We start from the raw sequence: 17,802 nt of genomic DNA on the forward strand, positions 1-17,802 counted from the left end.
CCCTGTGGTTTGGCGGCTGTGCCGCGATTTCTGCCTCCGGCGGGGATATTTGCAGCCAAATGAAGCGTCAAGCGCTTTGTGCCATCTGCCGCGCCATGCGCAGTGCCGCGATCGTACTGGAAGGATTGGCCTGACCTGTGCCTGCAATGTCAAATGCGGTGCCATGATCCGGGGAGGTACGAATGAACGGGAGACCTAAGGTGACATTGACGCCCCCGTCAAAGTCCAGGGTCTTGATTGGGATAAGCGCCTGATCGTGATAAGCGCAGATCGCCACATCATAGCGCGCGCGGGCGGCTGCATGAAACATGGTGTCCGCCGGAAGTGGGCTTGCGAGATCAAAGCCTTCGGCACGCAATTTTGTGATCACAGGTGCAATAACAGTCGCATCTTCATGGCCCATGGCACCGCCTTCACCAGCGTGTGGGTTGAGGCCAGCGATTGCGATCCGTGGCGCGGCCACACCACATTGGTCCTGCAGGCCCTTTGCCGTGATGCGGATGGTGTCTTCCAACACCTCTTGTGTGAACGCCGATGGCACCTCTGAGAGGGGAATGTGAATGGTTGCAGGCACGACGCGCAACTGGTCTGAGGCCAGCATCATGACCACGCGCTCGACATTGCCGAGGTCAGCTAAGTACTCTGTGTGGCCGGGATAGGCAAAATCGGCACCGTCCTTGAGTGCCTTTTTATGGATTGGGAGGGTGCAGATGGCGCAGACTTGCTCAGACATAGCAAGATCGACAGCCTGAGCAATGACGTCAATTACGCCTTCAGCATTCTGTGGCGCTGCCCGTCCCGGGGTGCGTGGCGCAGCAAAGGGATGGGCCATGATCGGTAGGGCTTGCGCCATCACGGCAATCGCATCAGCGGGGTCGTCAATCAATTGAACGGGCACCGAGCCTGGCAAATGATCGGGATCTGCTATTAAAAAAAATGTCAGCTCAGAGCGCAAAGCGCTCCAGGCTTTTTCCGCTATTTCCAGGCCAACGCCAGCAGGCTCTCCACAGGTCAGCGCGATGGGGCGGTCTGTCATTTTTCGGAAATCCGGGCCTGCGCGCGCAGCTGGCTGAGATAGCTGTTTGCGTAGCTTTCCAAACGTGTGTTGCGTAGGGATTGAGCCACATCCTCGCGCGAAATTTCCTCATCCAAAGTGGCTGTGCGACCACACAGCATTAGGACAATCATAGATTGGCCATTTGCTGTGGTCAGATTGGTGGAAATTTCATTGTCGTCCAGCTTTGCCAACTCCAACCCAACGTCCTTGGGGATTTCATTGGGCGCTTTATTTTCACGAGTAAGAAGCTCTTCTGGCTTGTCAAAAGCCACACCAAACAGGTCATCACAGCGATCTACCGTAGCGCGAATGCGGGCAGCTTCCTGTAGGTTTTCTTCGGTGCGTCCACCAGGCAGCAGGTAGGTGATATAATCAATGGCCGCGTAGTTCGGCGCAGCGCGTCCAGTTTCGGCAACGCTGCGCATCTGGAAGATCGCAACGGCGTTGGGAAGTTGCAGCGGAGGGCTAACGTCACCTGGCCGCATTGCACTGAGGACTGGCCGTAGGGCGGGTGGCAATTTTGTGACATTCATCCAATCAACTCGTCCACCATCTTCTTTGGTGCCCGCAGCGGAATAAGTACGCGCAGCAGCTTCGAACTCCTCAAAGCTTGAGATTTCGGAGATTTGTGCTGCAAGACTGTTGACCTGTCGTGCATTCTGAGGCGTGACGGGGATGATGATTTCAGACAGTAGAACGCGTACACCTCCTGCACCGCTGTTTTGCGCAATGGCCCGATCAATTTCATCTTCGCTAATTTCGGCATTGCGGCCAAAGCGGGTTTGGACGACGGCACCCCAGGTGATTTGAGATGCGAGAAAATCACGGAGTGTTTCTGCGTCGACGCCTTCGCCGGACAAGGCTTTGATCAGGTCTTCCGGATTCATGTTTACACGGGCTGCGAAGTTTTCGATGCCCGATTGGATGCCTTCCTCTGACGGTTCAATTCCAATTTGGCGCGCGGCTTGTGCTTTGAGACGGTCTTCGATCAACTGTTCGCGCGCGAGTTCCTCGGGGTTGCCTGGTGCGCTCATGATGGCGAGCAAACGGGCTCGTTGATCCAATTCAAAATAGGTGATGGCCGCGTCATTGACCAGGATAGCCGGGCTGAACGCGTTTTGGGCGAAGGCGGTACCAGTTAGAAATGCGCTGAGAGCCAAAGTACCGACCGTGCCAGTCAAAGCGCGGAAAAAGGAGCGGATCACGGGGCGTTGCGTCATTTGTGTCTTGTCTTCCTGCAAATCAGCCGCAAGTGCGGTCATAACTCTTATTGTTAGAATTCACCGAAAAGCCAAGCAGAGCCACGCTCAGGCCAACGCTTGTGCTGGATTGTACGGTAGAAGAAGTCGAGAAGCGGCGCGAGAGTGAAAGTTCCACCTTCACGCATTCGTTTCTGTATTCAAGGCCGAGACCTGCTTCTGAAGCACGTCCTGAAACCGCGTCAAACCGCCAATCCAGCAGGCCGGTCCAATGGCGTGCCAAGCGGTAGCGGCTGTCGAGCGCGAGCTCAGAAATTTCCTGATCGCGGTTTTCTTGTAAGTCTTCATTCAGCCAGATGTAGCTGGCATCCAACCAGAGAGTGCTGTTGCTCCAGCCGACCCGAGCGGAGGCTTTGTCCAAGGTGCCGTTGGGATCAATGAGACCACGGGCGTTGAGGAGGAGACCCGTTTGGTTTTTCAATTGTCCTGCGATCAAGAAGTCAGAAGTTGTCCCAGACAGGCCAGAAGTCTGGGTAAAGTCGCCTTGCGCCTCGGAGCGAAAAATTTGCCCCAAAGATACATGGCTCTGCCAGCCTTTGGTATTGAGGCGTGACCAGTTTAGGCCAACAGCGGTTTGCGCGCCTCTCTCTCTGCGATCATAAGATGTAAAGCGCGACAGCGAGAGTAAATTGCCCTCGTCAAATTCATTGCGCGTGCTTTCGTCATTGGCCACGTCGAGATTGTTGCCACCAGTCCAGCCAATTTGAGCCACCGGCTCAAGCAGGTAGGTTGCGCCGTCTGCAGCTATCTTCGCCAAGGGATACCGGAAGTCCACAGCGATGGAAGGCGTTATGGCACTGTCAAAGGAGGAAAAGCTACTGTCGTTCAGAGTGCGATAAGCGTCGAAAGCCAACTCGCCAGTGACGCCAGCTCTCAGACCGCCACGTAGTGTCCAGTTGCGCAACCATTGCAAAGATGCATTTGCACGGCCCACGTCACGTCCAGCATCGCCATCGACACTGGAACGGCGTTGATGGCCGTGTGCTTCGACGCGCGTGCGTATTTCACCGCCTATTGATGTTGGAAAGTAGCGGCGCTCTGTTTGCGCCTGCAGCACGAGAGACGGCAGCGTGTCATTGTCTTCCTCTGCCCGTAGCGACTTGAAATGATGGAATGCAAACTCAGTGCTCTCATCGCGGTTTGCGCGTGAAATTTTGATATTGCTGTTCAGGCGATCCAGATCGGAATAATCGTAGTCGGACAGATAGCTGTCGTCGCTCACAGCGCGCAGATTGAAGGTCAGCTTATAGTCGCGTCCTAAGTCAAAGAGGCCGTTTGCAAACACATAGCCACGCGTGATGTCAGGGCGAATGGTATCATCAGAGAGCGCGCCGTTGAACTCGATGCCGCCTTTTTCAAAACCCTGACGATACCGGAATTCCATCGTGCGAGTCTCAGAAGCCAGATATGGCGTGAGTGTCAGATCTCGGGTGTCTCCGAGAGGAATAAAGTACGGAACTTTGACGCCGTAGCCCAATAGGCTGGTGCTTTCAATTGTAGGAATTAAGAATCCCTGGGTGCGATCAAGAGTTGGATCTGGCATCCGCAGATGCGGAAAGTAAAAAACAGGCACGTCTCGGATCAATAGGCTGGCGTGATCAAAGTAGATCTGCCGCTCTTGCTGATCATGAACAACACGTTTTGCACGGATACGCCATAGTGGGGGCTCACCAGTCTGACAGACTCTACAAGACGAGACGGTTGTCTGGTTCAAAACATTGAACCGTGCATCAAGCCGCTTCATCTCAGCAGATGCCATCTGCATCTGGCCAGCGAGCACCACGCGCGCACTTCTGATCAGACCAGAGCGCAGTTCGTTGTCGAGCTCTGCGGCATCCGCGATGATTGACACATCTTCACCCTGTGTGATGCGAATAGGACCTTCGAAATTGATTTGGCCAGTCTGATTGTCGTAGGTGACTTGTGTGGCCTGCAACCGGATGCCATCTGCCAGTGCCTCGACATTCCCTTCAGCAACCAGCAAGCCTTCTGCGGATATATGAACAGTATCCGCAACAAGGACAACTTTCTTCGGCGGGGGATTGGTCGTGTTCGATTGCGTTGTACCCTGTGCAAACGCCTGGTTTGACAGAGCACAGGTAAGTGCTGTGGCTGCGAGCAGACGGGAAAGTACGTTTGTCATCCGTCCTCCATATGCAACAACAACCCGAGTGCCAACATCACGCTTGCAGTAGGAGGGGCCCAAGCTGCCAGTAAGACTGGAATCTGACCATTCTCACCAAGTATTTGAGCAAAGTTACGTACAAAGTACAGGCTAAAGCCAATCAATACAGCCGTGAGAACCGCGATCCCAGTGTTGCCAAAACGAGTATGGCGCATTGTGAATGCGGATGCGATCAGTACCATTGCCATGAGAAACAGGGGTTGCGCCAGCTCCATGTGAAGCCAGACCGTATGGCGCCGCGCTGAGAAACCTGCGTCGTTCAATTCGCGAATAAAGCCTGGCAGTTGCCAAATGGGAACCGAAGATGGGGTCCCAAATCGATCCCGAATACGATCAGGTGTAAGGCTGCTCCCCACCAATAGAGTTTCGTGGAAAGATGCGTCAGCACTCTGACTGATGCCACCATTAAGATCCCAAACCTGCGCATTGCTAAGCTCCCACCCGTCCTCAATCAAGCGGGCGGACACAGCCTCAATGCGTCGTTCGGGACCGTTGTTTTCAGAATAGGCAATGATGCTCAAATCAACAAATTCGGTGGCATCTGCATTTGTACGGGCCGCATGAATAACTGCATGGCCTGTGCTGCCGCCTTGACGCAACCAAATCCCTTCTTTGGAAAAGGACAGTGCGTTGGAACCATTGGATCGCAGCGCATCGCTCTGCACCTGATATTGAACCGAGGTCGACGCTACGATTGGGTTGAACATGGTAATAGCAACCACGCCGATGATCAGTGTCATGATTGCAGGGGACAGCACAGAGATGATGCCTGATCGACCTGCTGCACGCACGACCACGAGCTCCGAGCTGCGCGACAAAGCAATGAAAAGAGCAATTGTTGCCAAGATCACGATTAATGGAAGAAGTTGGTAGATGCTTTCGGGGGTGCGCAACAAAGTGAGAGCCACGACCTTCGCAAAGCCGACCTCGTTTACGTCGTAACGTCGCAATTGTTCCATCATGTCCACCAGAACAGTCAGGATGAAGAACACGGCAACAATACCAAGAAAGATCCAAACGAACTTTCTGGCGAAATAGAAATGTACGGTCACTTCGCCATCCTCCGTCGCAGATGGATCGGATTGGCAGACAAGTTCAATAGTCCTGCGGCAATGGCGAGTCCCAGAAACGCTGGCAAATAGACCAAAGGCCAAGTCTCAGGCGCAGCGCGCACTGGGGAGTCCATGGCATTTTTCAGCGTTTCCAACAGCACCAAAATGACAAAGGCAATCAGAACTTGGCGCCAAACACCGAATCGACTGAAGCTTCCTGAGATCAGCATTGCAAATCCGATCAATGCGAAAACAACACACATGATCGGTTGGGAGAACCGTTCGTGAAACTCTTGCGTGATGCGGCCAATACTATCACCAGTTTCTTCAGCGACCTGAGGAATTTTACCCGCAATTTCCCAACTCGGGTAATGGCGCGCTGACTTCTTCGGAGCAGATTGCGGGTCAATCATTACGCCCACGTCATAAGAGAAATCAGCAAAGTTGGTTGTCATCAACTGATTGGTATCTGCGCTAAAAAACTGGGCAAGCCCATCGACCATTACCAGTTTAGGTCCGGATTCATCTTGAACGAGATAGGCCTCTGATGCTGTGTACGTCGTTGCACGACCTGGCGTACGATTATCTGACAGGAAAACGTCACGTAGTACGCCATCGGATGTGATTTCTCGGATGTAGAATGTCACGCCACTTGAAGGATGAAGAAAAGTACCATCCGTCAAAAGGCGTGCCGTGATGTTTTCAGTAATTTCCTTTTGCCGCTCGCTCAAAGTCGCGTTGCTGGCAGGCACCAGATAATGTGTCAAAACCGAGAGCATCAAACCTGAAATGATCCCGAATACAGCGACAGGGCGTGCCAACCTCCAAGGGCTGAAACCTGTGGCCTGCATGACCGTGAGTTCGCTTTCACTGGACAGGCGGTTTGTTACGTAAAGAGTCCCCGCGAACACCGCCATAGGCAACACCAAACGGATGACATTGGGTAAGGTTAGAATAGACAATTCAAGGAACACAGACACGTTGTGCCCGCTGGCGATCAGCGTATCAAACAGCGACACAGCCCGATTGACCCAATAGACCGACACGAGGATCAGCGCAAAAAAGCCAAACAGGGTCAAGAGCTGCGACAAGATATATCTGTCGAATCTGCTCACGCCCAAAAATCCCCCAAGTGCCGTTCTTTGTTTGCGTGCAGTTTAGAGGAATTGCTTAGGTGGTGAAACTGCTAACTGGCGGATGTCATTGGGATCACTCTGGTCAAGCGGGAAGTCGCGGGTTAGGTGTTTTGTACCATCAACACGGAGAACAGATGATGCGCCCTGTGCAGTTTGCTTTTGAAGAGACACAGTTGGACACGATTGCCGACGTAGAAGGACGGATTGCTGTCTTTGTGCCGTCAGAAGGCAACCTTGATCAGGGGGCGCGGCGCATCAATCGGCTGACCAGAGGGGCCATTGAAAAACTGCGTGAGCAAAAAGGCGCGGACATTGCGGCCGGGACTCATATCGCCTTGGCCTTTCCGGCTGGTTTGAAGGCAGAGGCCGTGGACGTGGTGGTTCTGCCGCGCCGCTGCTCGGTGGAAGATGCGCGCAAAGCTGGCGCTGCACTTGGCAAGGCGCGCAACGGCTCGGAACTGACCGTGCTGGCGGGCACACATCCCAAAGCCGCACAGATCGCTTTTGGCATTGCGATGCGCGACTATGGGTTTGCGGATCACAAAACCGCAGAGGCCAAAGATGATGCACGTGCAGTGTGCATGATGGTGAGCAAGCCCGACGATGTTGAAGCAGCAGCAGCACCTTTGCTGGCAGTTGCGGAGGGAACGTTTTTCACGCGCGATCTTGTCAATGAGCCTGCCAATGTATTGGCCACAACAGAGTTTGCCGATCGTCTTGTTGCTTTGAAAGATCTTGGTGTTGAGGTTGAGGTCCTGAACGAAGCCGCACTCAAAGATCTGGGAATGGGCGCGCTTTTGTCGGTTGGTGAGGGTTCCGAAAGCCCTTCGAAAGTGGTTGTCATGCAGTGGAACGGTGGGGAAAAAGACGCCGCGCCGCTGGCGTTGGTTGGTAAAGGTGTTGTTTTTGACACCGGGGGTATTTCTCTCAAACCTGCGGCGGGTATGGAAGACATGACCATGGACATGGGCGGTGCCGGCGTGGTCGCAGGGGCGATGAAGGCTCTGGCACTTCGCAAGGCAAAAGCCAATGTGGTTGGGCTTGTGGGGCTGGTTGAGAACATGCCGTCTGGGCGTGCGACCCGCCCAGGTGATGTTGTGACATCGATGAAAGGTGACACCATCGAAGTGATCAACACCGATGCAGAAGGCCGTTTGGTGCTGTGTGACGTGATGCATTATGCCCAAGATCGTTTCAAACCCGCTGGCATGATTGATTTGGCAACCCTGACGGGGGCGATCATCATTGGTTTGGGGCATGACAATGCCGGTGTGTTTTCCAATGATGACACGCTGTGTAATGCCTTTTTGAAGGCAGCAGGTGCTGAAGGTGAAGGTGCGTGGCGCATGCCCTTGGGCAGCGGCTATGCCAAACAGCTGAAATCGCGCATTGCGGATGTCAAAAACGTCGGCGGGCGACCTGCAGGATCCATTACGGCTGCGGAGTTTCTGCAGAGGTTTGTGCAGGACGGAACGCCTTGGATTCACCTCGATATTGCCGGTGTGGCCAGTGTGAAATCTGAGACCGCGCTTGCGCCAGCGGGCGCCACGGGCTGGGGTGTGAGCGCCCTGAGCCGCCTTGTGGCAGACCATTTCGAGGAGTAATGCGCGTGGGTGCGGCTTATTTCTACCACCTGACCCAGGCATCCATGGATGTGACCTTGCCGCGGCTTTTAGAAAAGGCGCGCGGGGCAGGGTGGAGAATTGCCGTGCGCGGTGTTGATCCCGGCCGCATGGAGTGGCTTGATCAGAAACTATGGCTTTTGGGCGAGGAGAGTTTTCTTGCCCATGGCCTTGCTGGTGGCGCACATGATGCCATGCAACCCATTCTTCTGACCACTGAGACGATGTTGGCCAATGGAGCAACATGTGTGATGTCGGTGGATGGCGCACAGGTCAGCGCAGAAGAAGTTCAGGCCTCGGATCGGGTCTGTATCTTATTTGATGGTCATGACCCGGAGGCAGTGCAGCACGCGCGCGGACAGTGGAAAGCGCTGACCGATGGGGGCTGTGCCGCGCAATATTGGTCTGAGGAAAGTGGCAACTGGCAGAAGAAGGCCGAAAGCGGTGCTGCCTGACATGAAACGGTCGCTTAGCGGATCAGGATCAGCCTGTTTCCTGCGATGGTGATCTGTTCGAAACGTTCCAGATAGCTCATGCCCAGCAGGGATTGTGACATCTCGCCTTCATTCACGCTGGCACGCACATCGTGGTCTTCAATGCCGCTGAAAGAGACATCTTCCAGCCAAACAGGGGCGGTGCGCACTTCGCCATTGGCGGTCATGGCGCGCCCGAAGTAAGGTAGATTGTCAGGGTCCAGTCCGGCGCGGCGGGCATCCGCCTGTGTCAAAACAAGATCTGTGGCCCCCGTGTCGACAACAAATCGAATAGACGCGCCATTGATGTCGAGATTTGCGTAAAAATGCCCATCCGCGTTGCGTGGAATCTCGATCCGGCCATCCTCGGCAAGCACGGACTGCATTGGGCGCACCGAATGTTGAATGTCTTCCCAAAGCCCAACAAGAGCGATGGCCCCTAAAAAGATAAGCGCCCAGATCGCCGCGTGGCGGAGGGTTTGTCCGAGGTTGATGCGGCCCGAAGAAAGAAACCAGATCAGGACCATGATCAACAGAAGTGCCATATAGATAAGGTGGCCAACATCAAATTCGCTCATGGCGGTGTCTTTCTTTGGTCTAGCCGGCCATCAGGCCAAAGTCTTTCAATCCATCCAATATGAATTGCACCGCCAATGCCGCCAACAACATGCCAAGCAGGCGTGTGATGACGGTAATGCCGGTACGGCCGAGAAGGCGCTCGAGAAACCCTGCGGTCAGAAATAGGCAAAATACAATACTTAACACGAGAAGTGCGACGCCAAGGACCGCAACGGTGGTCTGCACGCCGCTTTCCTGACCTGCCAAAAGGATCACAGATGTGATTGCACCTGGCCCCGCCAAGAGCGGTATGGCCAGAGGGAAGATGGAGGGATCGGGGTAGTCCTCCTCTGCTTCTTCGGCTTGATCTTCGCGCCGTTTGGTACGGCGTTCAAATAGCATGTCCAGGGCCGTCAGAAATAGGAGGATCCCACCCGCAATGCGGAAGGCTGGCATGGAGATGCCAATGCCATTCAATACTGCCTCGCCCAAAAATGCGAAGACAGACAAAATGATGAAAGCGGTGACACATGCGCGAATGGCAATCATGCGTCGTTGCTGCGCAGGCACGCCCTGTGTCAAGGACACATAGATCGGGAAGAGCCCGATTGGGTCTATGATGACGAAGAGCGTCACAAAGGCCGTGATAAAGGCGGCGCTGTCCATAGTGTTTGGGTGCTCCCTCTTAGAGTGACGTTGAGGCTACGGTCAGCTCTCGGCCTTTTCCAGCTTTTCCAGCGCCTTCATCCAAAGATCTTCGGCGCGGTCTTGGGCATCTCGGACTTCGGCGTATTTCTTCTGCCAGATTTCCATTTCGCCAAGTTTGTCACCCTCATAAAATGACGGATCGGCAAGTTTGGTGGCAAGTTTGTCTGCCATCTCATTAAGCTTCTCGATCCGTTGTTCTGATTTCCTGACGTCTGCGCGCAGAGCCAAGATTTCATCACGGCTTGCTTTCTTGGCGACGGGTTTGGGCTTGGGTTTGGAGCCTGCAGGTTTCTCAGCTGTCAGCAAAAGTTTGCGATAGGCTTGCAGGTCATCCTCATAGGGTTTCACTGTTCCGTCTTTTACCAACCAAAGTCGATCGGCCACCAAAGTGAGCAGATGCATGTCGTGGCTGACCAGAATAACCGCACCGGTGTAGGCGGTGAGCGCCTCCACCAAGGCCTCGCGGCTCTCGATATCAAGGTGGTTGGTCGGTTCGTCAAGGATAAGCAGGTGCGGCGCATCCAAGGTGGCCAGCAAGAGCGACAGGCGTGCTTTTTGCCCACCTGACAGGCGTCCTACTTCGGTCTCCGCTTGCGCAGCTGCGAGGCCAAAGCCAGCAAGCCGTGCACGCAGGCGCGCTTGACCTTCTGCGGGGCGCTCGCGCATCAGGTGCTGAATTGGGGTTTCATCGACATAAAGCTCATCCACCTGATGCTGCGCAAAAAAGCCGATGCGCAGTTTGGAGGATGTGGTGAATTTGCCGCCCATGGGATCAAGACGGCTGGACAGAAGTTTTGCAAGCGTGGATTTACCCTGACCGTTTTTGCCCAGAAGCGCGATGCGATCATCCTGATCAATACGCAGGTTCAGGTTTTTTAGCACCACCTTGTCGTCATAGCCGGTGGATCCACCTTCAATCGCAATGATGGGCGGCGAAAGCTCTTCGGGTTTGGGGAAGGTGAACACAACACGCGCCGCATCTTCGGGCGCGGTGATGGGCGTCATCTTCTCCAGCATTTTCACACGGCTTTGCGCCTGTTTGGCTTTTGACGCTTTGGCTTTGAAGCGATCGACAAAGGCTTGCAGATGTTCACGCTGCGCTTGTTGTTTCTTGGCGGCTGCGGCCTGAACCGCGCGCTGCTCGGCACGCTGGCGGGCAAATTGATCATATGGGCCGGTATAATAAGCCAGCTTTCGTTCATCCAAATGAAGGATCGCGCCAACAGAGCGATTGAGAAGCTCACGGTCGTGCGAAATGATGAGAACAGTATGCGGATATTTGACCAGATAGTTCTCAAGCCACAGCGCGCCTTCGAGATCGAGATAGTTGGTCGGCTCATCCAACAGCAGGTAGTCCGGCTGAGAGAACAATACAGCGGCCAAGGCGACGCGCATGCGCCAACCTCCGGAATAGTCGGAGCAGGGACGCAGTTGATCCTCATGATCAAAGCCCAGCCCTTTCAGGATAGAGGCGGCGCGGGCCTCTGCACTCCAGGCGTCAATGTCGCTCAGGCGGGTTTGAATTTCGGCGATGCGGTCTGAGTCGGTGGCGGTTTCCGCTTCAGCGAGCAAGGCCGCGCGTTCTTTGTCAGCGGCCAAAACAGTGTCGATCAGAGACACTTCGTTAGAGGGCACTTCCTGTGCGACTCCGCCGATGCGCGCGCGGTGGGGCAGGGTAATGCTGCCGCCTTCGAGTGACAACTCTCCGCGGATCAAGCGGAACAGAGTGGTTTTTCCGGCCCCGTTGCGGCCGATCAGACCCACTTTGTGGCCGGTGGGAATGGTCGCTGAGGCGCCTTCAAACAGAGGGCGGCCTTCGACGGAATAGGCGATGTCTGAGATCTTAAGCATGATGCGGGTTTGGCGCAGTATTGCAGCGGCGTCAATCATCGCTTTTCAAGTGTCCAAACCCATGCTATCGGAGCGCCAATTCGAATGCTGGCCAGACACGGTGTATGGCCCTCAGTTTAATGGAGATACAGACATGGCTCTGGAACGCACCTTCTCGATCATCAAACCCGATGCCACCCGCCGCAACCTGACCGGCGCAATCAACGCCAAGTTCGAAGAAGCTGGCCTGCGTATCGTTGCACAAAAGCGCATCCACCTGACCAAAGCGCAGGCAGGTGTGTTTTACGCGGTTCACGCAGAGCGTCCTTTCTACGACGAACTGTGCGAATTCATGGCCTCCGCACCAATCGTTGCACAGGTTCTGGAAGGTGAAGGCGCGATCGCGAAAAACCGCGAAGTCATGGGCGCAACCAACCCAGCAGATGCAGCACCAGGCACGATCCGCGCCGAGTTCGCTGAATCCGTTGGCGAAAACTCCGTGCACGGTTCCGACGCGCCTGAAACAGCAGCGGTAGAAATCGCATACTTCTTCTCCGGCCTAGAGCTGGTGGGCTAAGCCTGACCGTTTCACGGATGACGATTTTTGAGCGCGGGAGGGCAACCTTCCGCGCTTTTCGTTTGATGTGCCTATGGTGAGGAGGTGCAAAGGGGCCAGCCCCTCTGGTTCCCCGGGGACTTTTGGGGGCAAATGAAACAGGGAACGTGGATCAGAGCGCGGATTTTTCAATCACGCCGATCTTGTCGAGCCATGCCTCAAGCTCATTTGTGGCATTGACTTTTGGGGTAAGTGTTTTGGCTTTGAGCGCATCAAAACGTGCGCGCAGCTCTGCTTTTTCCTTACCTTTGCAATCGTTCCAGGGGCGCCCTTGGAGCCCCATAACGAGTACGTAGTAGCCAATGAAATGGGGGCGTGTGCCCGATCTGAGCAGTCTTGTGTAGGTTTCGTCGGCTCCCAAGGCGCGGAGTTCTTCCGCTGAGTGAATACCCGCTTTGTGGCAGGCAGCCTCGACCGCGGGACCAAGATTGCGAATGGAAGAAACCGGTGTGCTCATGCCCTATTTGGTGACATGGGGCAAATTTGATTTCAAGCCAATTGGCGGTTAGCTGTTTTTAATCGCGTTTCTCTAGAGACTGTTGGTCAAATCATCGCCCAGTCGGAAAATACCGGTTTGGGAGCAGACCCATTGGTTTTGGCGGGTTTGTCCTGACGCGCAGGTTTTGCCGGTTGTGCGGCGAGATCTTTTGCGGAATGAGCCATAACTGAGCCTTTCGTTCAAAGTTGTGCAGACCGTCTTAGAAGACTGCGTGTTAAACTATGACGTCAGCTTGCCCGGTTGTTTTGATTGCGGAGTGCTCAAATTAGGGCATTTTTTTGCACTAAAGGCTCAATTCTATTCTTTTGCGTGGCAGTCTGGCGCGGTTCAAACCTACTTGCCATAAACGAGACGATCGATACGCTAAGCCGGCTTAGAGGGGAATTTGCACATGTGGACGAGCTTGATCGCTGCCGGCATCCTGCTGCTGGAGTTGAGTGCCGCTTATTGTGGATGGCGGGCTATTTCTTCGGCGCGGACTGCGCAGGGGGCCATGGGCTGGGTGTTGTTCCTGATATTTGCGCCAGTTTTTGCGGTGCCTTTGTATTTGTTTTTCGGTCATCACCGATTTTCACACTATACAGTTGCACGAAGGAACTCTGCCCTTATTCATGCGGGATTAAGTTCTTTTCACGAGACACACCGACCCGTCACGCCTTTGCCACAGGTGGCGTATGCTTTAGAAAAAGTAGCGGATCTGGACACCATGCGCGGCAACAGTATGTCGCTTCTGAAAAATGGCGAAGCCACTTTTGAAGCGATTTTTTCAGCCATTGATGCAGCCGAACACTATGTCTTGGTGCAGTTCTATATTTTTCGCGATGATGCATTGGGTGGGCAACTTAAGGACCATTTGATCGCCGCCGCCAAGCGCGGTGTCTCTGTTGCCTTCCTGTATGATCAAGTTGGCAGCCTCCGCCTTTCTCAAGCTTATTTGGATGAGTTAAGCGCCGCGGGGGTGAAAGTACCGACAAATGCCGAAATGCGTGGACCTAAGACGCGTTTCCAAATCAATTTCCGAAATCACCGGAAGACCGTGGTGGTTGATGGTCGCGTTGGTTTCATCGGCGGGCATAATGTGGGGGACGAGTATCTTGGCAAAGACCCTGCATTGGGCACCTGGCGGGACACGCATATCAAACTTCTGGGGCCTGTGGTGATGCAGTTGCAGCTCGTTTTTGCCGAAGACTGGCATTGGGTGACAGATGAGGTTTTGGGCGATGCGCTAAATTGGGCTCCGGAAACGGTGCATGAGGATATGAACGCGCTACTGGTGCCCACGGGGCCGGCTGACCGGCTTGAAACCGGAGCCTTGATGTTCTTCGCTGCCATTTGCGCAGCCAAAGAGCGTGTTTGGATTGCCTCACCCTATTTTGTGCCTGATCGTGATATTCTGAGCGCCCTAAAAGTCGCCGCCATGCGTGGCGTGGATGTGCGTCTTTTGCTGCCAAGTACAATTGACCATCGTATCGTCTGGTTGGCGCGCTTTGCCTTCTTTGATGAAGTGCGTTTGGCCGGCGTTAAAATTTATGGCTATCAGCCGGGCTTTATGCATCAAAAGGTGATTTTGGTGGATGATATTTTGGCGGGCGTTGGCACGACCAATCTCGACAATCGCTCATTCCGGTTGAACTTTGAAGCGATGGCGATGTTTTTTGATCCGCGCGCTGCGCAAGACGTGGCGCAGATGCTTGAAACGGACTTTGAACAAGCCGAATTGCTTGAGATGCCACTTTCAGAGCATCCCTGGCACGTCCGTTATGGGGCACCGATCGCACGTCTGTTTGCTCCGATCCTATAGATCGGTAGCGCAGACATCTTTAAGGGGGTGTCCGACTTGATGTCAGAGGGAAACGATCTTTACCGCAGTGCCTTTTGCCGCCAGTGCCACCTTCCCCTCACAAAGCCGCAGCGCATCCGCGCCAAAAACCTCATGCCGCCAGCCGTGCAATGCAGCCACATCGCGGCTGCCAGAGGCTAAAGCGTCCAGATCCGCAGAGGTCGCGATCAGCTTTGGGGCCACGCCAGAACTTTCGGTCTTGGCCTTCAGCAGCACGCGCAGCAAATCCGCCAGCGCCGGGTTGACCTGCTGCTTGTCATCCTTTTTGGGCACGCGGGGCATGTCGGAGGCGGGGCATTCCAGACCTGTCTTCACAGAGGTCAGAATGCCATCCGCAATCTCGCCCTTGCGTGCCTCACGAAGGAGAAGACGCGACCGACCAAGATCGTTCATATTACCGGGCTTGGTGGAGGCCAGCTCCACTAATGCGTCATCTTTGAACACGCGGTTGCGCGGCACATTGCGGCTCTGAGCATAGGCTTCGCGAAACTTTGCCAGCTCACGCACGATTGCGAGAAACTTTGGCGAGGTGGTGCGGGTTTTCACCCGTTTCCAAGCATTCTCCGGATCGATGACATAGGTCTCAGGCCGTGTCAGCATCTGGAGTTCTTCCTGAACCCAATGCGCACGTCCCGTCTCAGCCAACTTTGCGGCCAAAAACTCATATATCTTGCGCAGATGCGTCACATCGGCCAAAGCGTATGTTTTCTGTGCTTCGGTCAGGGGACGGCGCGACCAGTCGGTAAAACGGGAGCTTTTATCCAGTCCCTGCTTGGCAATTTTACGCACCAGTGTTTCATAGCCGACCTGTTCGCCAAAGCCGCACACCATTGCGGCGACCTGTGTGTCAAAGAGCGGATCCGGGAAAACACCAGCTTCCACAAAGAAAATTTCGAGATCCTGACGCGCGGCGTGAAATACTTTGACAACAGAGGTGTCCCGGAACAGTTCGTAAAGCGGCTCAAGCGACAAGCCGTCTACCAGCGGGTCCACCAAAACCGCAGTATCATCGGTATCGCCAGGAATGGCGAGTTGGATCAGACAGAGCTTGGAATAGTAAGTACGTTCGCGCAGAAATTCGGTGTCGATTGTCACATAGGGCTCTTGGCGCGCCATGTTGCAAAACTGCGCGAGCTCTTCAGTTGTTGTGAGAGTTTTCATGTGCGGCTTTTCTTCTAGCTCTACTGTGCCTTGATATTGTCATCAGGACTAAGGACAATTTTAGCGGAAAGCAATTGACCAAGGCTTAAAGAGTGATGGGTGTGGTATTTCCGGCTGCAAAACGGCGCAAAACGGCTGGATAGAGCTCGTGCTCTTGTTTCAATACGCGCGCAGCGAGCGTTTCGGGGGTATCGCCATCTTCAATGGGAACCGTGGCCTGCCCAAGGATAGGGCCATCATCAAGGGCGGGCGTCACCAGATGGACCGTGCATCCATGTTCTTCGTCACCTGCATCTATTGCGCGCGCGTGGGTGTGCAAACCTTTGTATTTTGGCAAAAGCGACGGGTGGATGTTCAACATGCGCCCTTCCCATGTGGCGACAAAGCCTTCCGTGAGAACGCGCATGAAGCCTGCGAGGCACAGGATGTCGGGCTGCACCGTATCCAGTTCTGCCTGTAGCGCGGCCTCGAAAGCGGCGCGATCCCCTTTGAAAGGACGATGGTCCACCGCGACGGTTTTGACGCCCATCTGAGCGGCTTTGGCCAGCCCGCCAGCATCTGCACTATTGGCGAGTACGAGCACAGGTTCTGCCGGATGGTCGTCTTTGTTCATATCCTCCAGCAGGCGGACCATGTTGGATCCGCCGCCAGAAATGAAAATCGCGACGCGTTTCTTCACAGAAGCGATCCTGTATAGGTGACACCTTCACCTGCCGTCACGCGGCCAAGCGTATACACCATTTCGCCCTGATCTTTCAGCAACGCTGCCAAAGATTCGGCCTGATCCGCCTCCACTGCGAGGATCATGCCGACCCCGCAGTTGAAGGTTTTCAACAGCTCCGCCTCATCTATTCCGCCGGTTTTGGCGAGCCATTTGAAGACTGAGGGCAGTTCCCATGCAGCGAGATCAATGTCACCAGCCAAACCTTCGGGCAAGACACGTGGCAGGTTTTCAGTCAGGCCACCACCGGTGATATGCGCCAATGCATGTACGCCACCAGCGCGCACTGCAGCCAGAGCCTGTTTCACATAGAGCCGTGTTGGCGTGAGCAGGGCCGCGCCCAGAGTTTGGGTTTCGTCCCAAGGGCAAGTGTCATCCCAGGACAATCCAGAAACTTCGACCAACTTGCGGACCAGGCTATACCCATTGGAGTGAACGCCATTGGAGCCAAGACCAATCAGCACATCGCCTTCTTTTACGCCTGCGGGCAGATCCGAGCCGCGCTCCATCGCACCCACCGAGAAACCGGCAAGATCAAAGTCGCCCGCTTCATACATACCGGGCATTTCCGCAGTTTCGCCCCCAATCAAAGCGCACCCCGATTGATAGCATCCTTCCGCGATGCCTTCGATGATGCGCGCTGCGGTTTCGGTTTCCAGCTTCCCTGTGGCAAAATAGTCTAGGAAAAATAGTGGTTCTGCGCCCTGACAGACCAGATCATTGACGCACATCGCCACCAGATCAATGCCAACACCGTCAACGTTTCCGGTGTCGATCGCAATCCGAAGCTTTGTGCCCACACCATCGGTTGCGGCGACGAGGATTGGGTCGGAGTAACCTGCGTCTTTGAGGTCAAACAGCGCGCCAAATCCGCCCAATCCAGCCATCACGCCCGAACGCGTTGTGCGTTTTGCGGCTGGCTTGATGCGCTCCACCAACTCGTTGCCTGCGTCAATGTCCACACCTGCATCTGCGTAGGTGATGCCGTTTTTGCCGTCGCTCATGGGGATACGTCCTTAGAAACCGTTGCTTGGCGTGCTGCTTACTGCATCACTTGGCCAAAGGAAACCAAGGATTGCACCGTC

Annotated in this window: 16 protein-coding genes; 4 read left to right on the top strand and 12 right to left on the bottom strand. The window is 54.7% G+C overall.

Annotated features, from left to right (window positions below; translation table 11 throughout):
- Positions 1-67: 67 nt before the first annotated feature.
- The 5 genes from pdxA to lptF are packed head-to-tail and all read right to left on the bottom strand — an operon-like array spanning position 68 to position 6,668.
- Complete coding sequence (pdxA, locus tag SHM7688_RS15045; protein ID WP_058240752.1) at positions 68-1,036, bottom strand: 4-hydroxythreonine-4-phosphate dehydrogenase PdxA; 969 nt, start codon at positions 1,034-1,036, stop codon at positions 68-70.
- The gene (locus tag SHM7688_RS15050) at positions 1,033-2,277 is read right to left on the bottom strand and encodes a peptidylprolyl isomerase (protein WP_083499087.1); all 1,245 of its coding nucleotides are present in this window, start codon (positions 2,275-2,277) and stop codon (positions 1,033-1,035) included. The genes pdxA and SHM7688_RS15050 overlap by 4 nt, the downstream gene beginning before the upstream one ends.
- Before the next feature lie 22 nt (positions 2,278-2,299).
- Positions 2,300-4,459, bottom strand: a complete 2,160-nt coding sequence (locus tag SHM7688_RS15055) for an LPS-assembly protein LptD (protein WP_058240753.1) — start codon at positions 4,457-4,459, stop codon at positions 2,300-2,302.
- A complete protein-coding gene (lptG, locus tag SHM7688_RS15060) occupies positions 4,456-5,553 on the bottom strand; it encodes an LPS export ABC transporter permease LptG (RefSeq protein WP_058240754.1) in 1,098 nt (365 codons plus the stop codon). Before lptG ends, SHM7688_RS15055 begins: the two co-directional genes overlap by 4 nt.
- Positions 5,550-6,668 (bottom strand): LPS export ABC transporter permease LptF, encoded by a 1,119-nt coding sequence (lptF, locus tag SHM7688_RS15065; protein ID WP_058240955.1) that lies wholly within the window; start codon positions 6,666-6,668, stop codon positions 5,550-5,552. Before lptF ends, lptG begins: the two co-directional genes overlap by 4 nt.
- A 158-nt stretch (positions 6,669-6,826) precedes the next feature.
- On the opposite strand from lptF, the gene SHM7688_RS15070 reads away from it, so the two are divergent.
- Both SHM7688_RS15070 and SHM7688_RS15075 read left to right on the top strand, forming a co-directional pair.
- Positions 6,827-8,293 carry a leucyl aminopeptidase gene (locus SHM7688_RS15070; protein ID WP_058240956.1) on the top strand — a complete coding sequence of 489 codons (1,467 nt, stop codon included), beginning with the start codon at positions 6,827-6,829 and terminating at the stop codon, positions 8,291-8,293.
- A 5-nt stretch (positions 8,294-8,298) separates the two neighbouring features.
- Complete coding sequence (locus SHM7688_RS15075) at positions 8,299-8,766, top strand: DNA polymerase III subunit chi (RefSeq protein ID WP_058240957.1); 468 nt, start codon at positions 8,299-8,301, stop codon at positions 8,764-8,766.
- Between the two features lie 14 nt (positions 8,767-8,780).
- Here the strand turns inward: SHM7688_RS15075 and SHM7688_RS15080 are convergent, their stop codons facing one another.
- From SHM7688_RS15080 to SHM7688_RS15090, 3 genes are read right to left on the bottom strand one after another with little or no spacing between them, the layout of a single operon-like run.
- On the bottom strand, positions 8,781-9,362 hold the full coding sequence (locus SHM7688_RS15080; protein WP_058240755.1) for a retropepsin-like aspartic protease family protein: 582 nt from the start codon (positions 9,360-9,362) through the stop codon (positions 8,781-8,783).
- A gap of 19 nt (positions 9,363-9,381) precedes the next feature.
- Positions 9,382-10,008 carry a MarC family protein gene (locus SHM7688_RS15085; RefSeq protein ID WP_058240756.1) on the bottom strand — a complete coding sequence of 209 codons (627 nt, stop codon included), beginning with the start codon at positions 10,006-10,008 and terminating at the stop codon, positions 9,382-9,384.
- Positions 10,009-10,050: 42 nt separating this feature from the next.
- Positions 10,051-11,901: an ABC-F family ATP-binding cassette domain-containing protein gene (locus tag SHM7688_RS15090; protein WP_058240958.1), complete on the bottom strand. Its 1,851-nt coding sequence runs from the start codon at positions 11,899-11,901 to the stop codon at positions 10,051-10,053.
- 133 nt (positions 11,902-12,034) lie between these two features.
- Between SHM7688_RS15090 and ndk the strand changes: the two genes are divergently transcribed.
- Positions 12,035-12,457, top strand: coding sequence for a nucleoside-diphosphate kinase (gene ndk, locus SHM7688_RS15095; RefSeq protein ID WP_058240757.1), 423 nt, complete (start codon positions 12,035-12,037; stop codon positions 12,455-12,457).
- 151 nt (positions 12,458-12,608) lie between these two features.
- Here the strand turns inward: ndk and SHM7688_RS15100 are convergent, their stop codons facing one another.
- A complete protein-coding gene (locus tag SHM7688_RS15100) occupies positions 12,609-12,953 on the bottom strand; it encodes a TfoX/Sxy family protein (RefSeq protein WP_058240758.1) in 345 nt (114 codons plus the stop codon).
- A gap of 433 nt (positions 12,954-13,386) precedes the next feature.
- Between SHM7688_RS15100 and cls the strand changes: the two genes are divergently transcribed.
- Entirely contained in the window at positions 13,387-14,796 is a 1,410-nt protein-coding gene (cls, locus tag SHM7688_RS15105) for a cardiolipin synthase (protein WP_058240759.1), read from the top strand.
- A gap of 42 nt (positions 14,797-14,838) precedes the next feature.
- On the opposite strand, the gene rnd is transcribed toward cls, so the two are convergent.
- The 3 genes from rnd to purM all read right to left on the bottom strand — a co-directional run bounded on the left by rnd (position 14,839) and on the right by purM (position 17,721).
- The gene (gene rnd, locus SHM7688_RS15110) at positions 14,839-15,996 is read right to left on the bottom strand and encodes a ribonuclease D (RefSeq protein WP_058240760.1); all 1,158 of its coding nucleotides are present in this window, start codon (positions 15,994-15,996) and stop codon (positions 14,839-14,841) included.
- An 85-nt stretch (positions 15,997-16,081) separates the two neighbouring features.
- Positions 16,082-16,675 (bottom strand): phosphoribosylglycinamide formyltransferase, encoded by a 594-nt coding sequence (gene purN, locus SHM7688_RS15115; protein WP_083499069.1) that lies wholly within the window; start codon positions 16,673-16,675, stop codon positions 16,082-16,084.
- Positions 16,672-17,721, bottom strand: coding sequence for a phosphoribosylformylglycinamidine cyclo-ligase (gene purM / locus SHM7688_RS15120; protein ID WP_058240761.1), 1,050 nt, complete (start codon positions 17,719-17,721; stop codon positions 16,672-16,674). The genes purN and purM overlap by 4 nt, the downstream gene beginning before the upstream one ends.
- Between the last annotated feature and the right edge of the window lie 81 nt (positions 17,722-17,802).

This window comes from Shimia marina, from assembly GCF_001458175.1.
GTDB classification, from domain to species: domain Bacteria; phylum Pseudomonadota; class Alphaproteobacteria; order Rhodobacterales; family Rhodobacteraceae; genus Shimia; species Shimia marina.

What these genes read in the sequence shown, in the direction of transcription:
- rnd (WP_058240760.1), bottom strand. Translation starts at nt 15,996, where the DNA reads ATGAAAACTCTCACAACAACTGAAGAGCTCGCGCAGTTTTGCAACATG.
- ndk (WP_058240757.1), top strand. Translation starts at nt 12,035, where the DNA reads ATGGCTCTGGAACGCACCTTCTCGATCATCAAACCCGATGCCACCCGC.
- SHM7688_RS15070 (WP_058240956.1), top strand. Translation starts at nt 6,827, where the DNA reads ATGCGCCCTGTGCAGTTTGCTTTTGAAGAGACACAGTTGGACACGATT.
- pdxA (WP_058240752.1), bottom strand. Translation starts at nt 1,036, where the DNA reads ATGACAGACCGCCCCATCGCGCTGACCTGTGGAGAGCCTGCTGGCGTT.
- cls (WP_058240759.1), top strand. Translation starts at nt 13,387, where the DNA reads ATGTGGACGAGCTTGATCGCTGCCGGCATCCTGCTGCTGGAGTTGAGT.
- SHM7688_RS15055 (WP_058240753.1), bottom strand. Translation starts at nt 4,459, where the DNA reads ATGACAAACGTACTTTCCCGTCTGCTCGCAGCCACAGCACTTACCTGT.
- SHM7688_RS15090 (WP_058240958.1), bottom strand. Translation starts at nt 11,901, where the DNA reads ATGCTTAAGATCTCAGACATCGCCTATTCCGTCGAAGGCCGCCCTCTG.
- SHM7688_RS15080 (WP_058240755.1), bottom strand. Translation starts at nt 9,362, where the DNA reads ATGAGCGAATTTGATGTTGGCCACCTTATCTATATGGCACTTCTGTTG.
- purM (WP_058240761.1), bottom strand. Translation starts at nt 17,721, where the DNA reads ATGAGCGACGGCAAAAACGGCATCACCTACGCAGATGCAGGTGTGGAC.
- SHM7688_RS15100 (WP_058240758.1), bottom strand. Translation starts at nt 12,953, where the DNA reads ATGAGCACACCGGTTTCTTCCATTCGCAATCTTGGTCCCGCGGTCGAG.
- SHM7688_RS15085 (WP_058240756.1), bottom strand. Translation starts at nt 10,008, where the DNA reads ATGGACAGCGCCGCCTTTATCACGGCCTTTGTGACGCTCTTCGTCATC.
- SHM7688_RS15050 (WP_083499087.1), bottom strand. Translation starts at nt 2,277, where the DNA reads ATGACGCAACGCCCCGTGATCCGCTCCTTTTTCCGCGCTTTGACTGGC.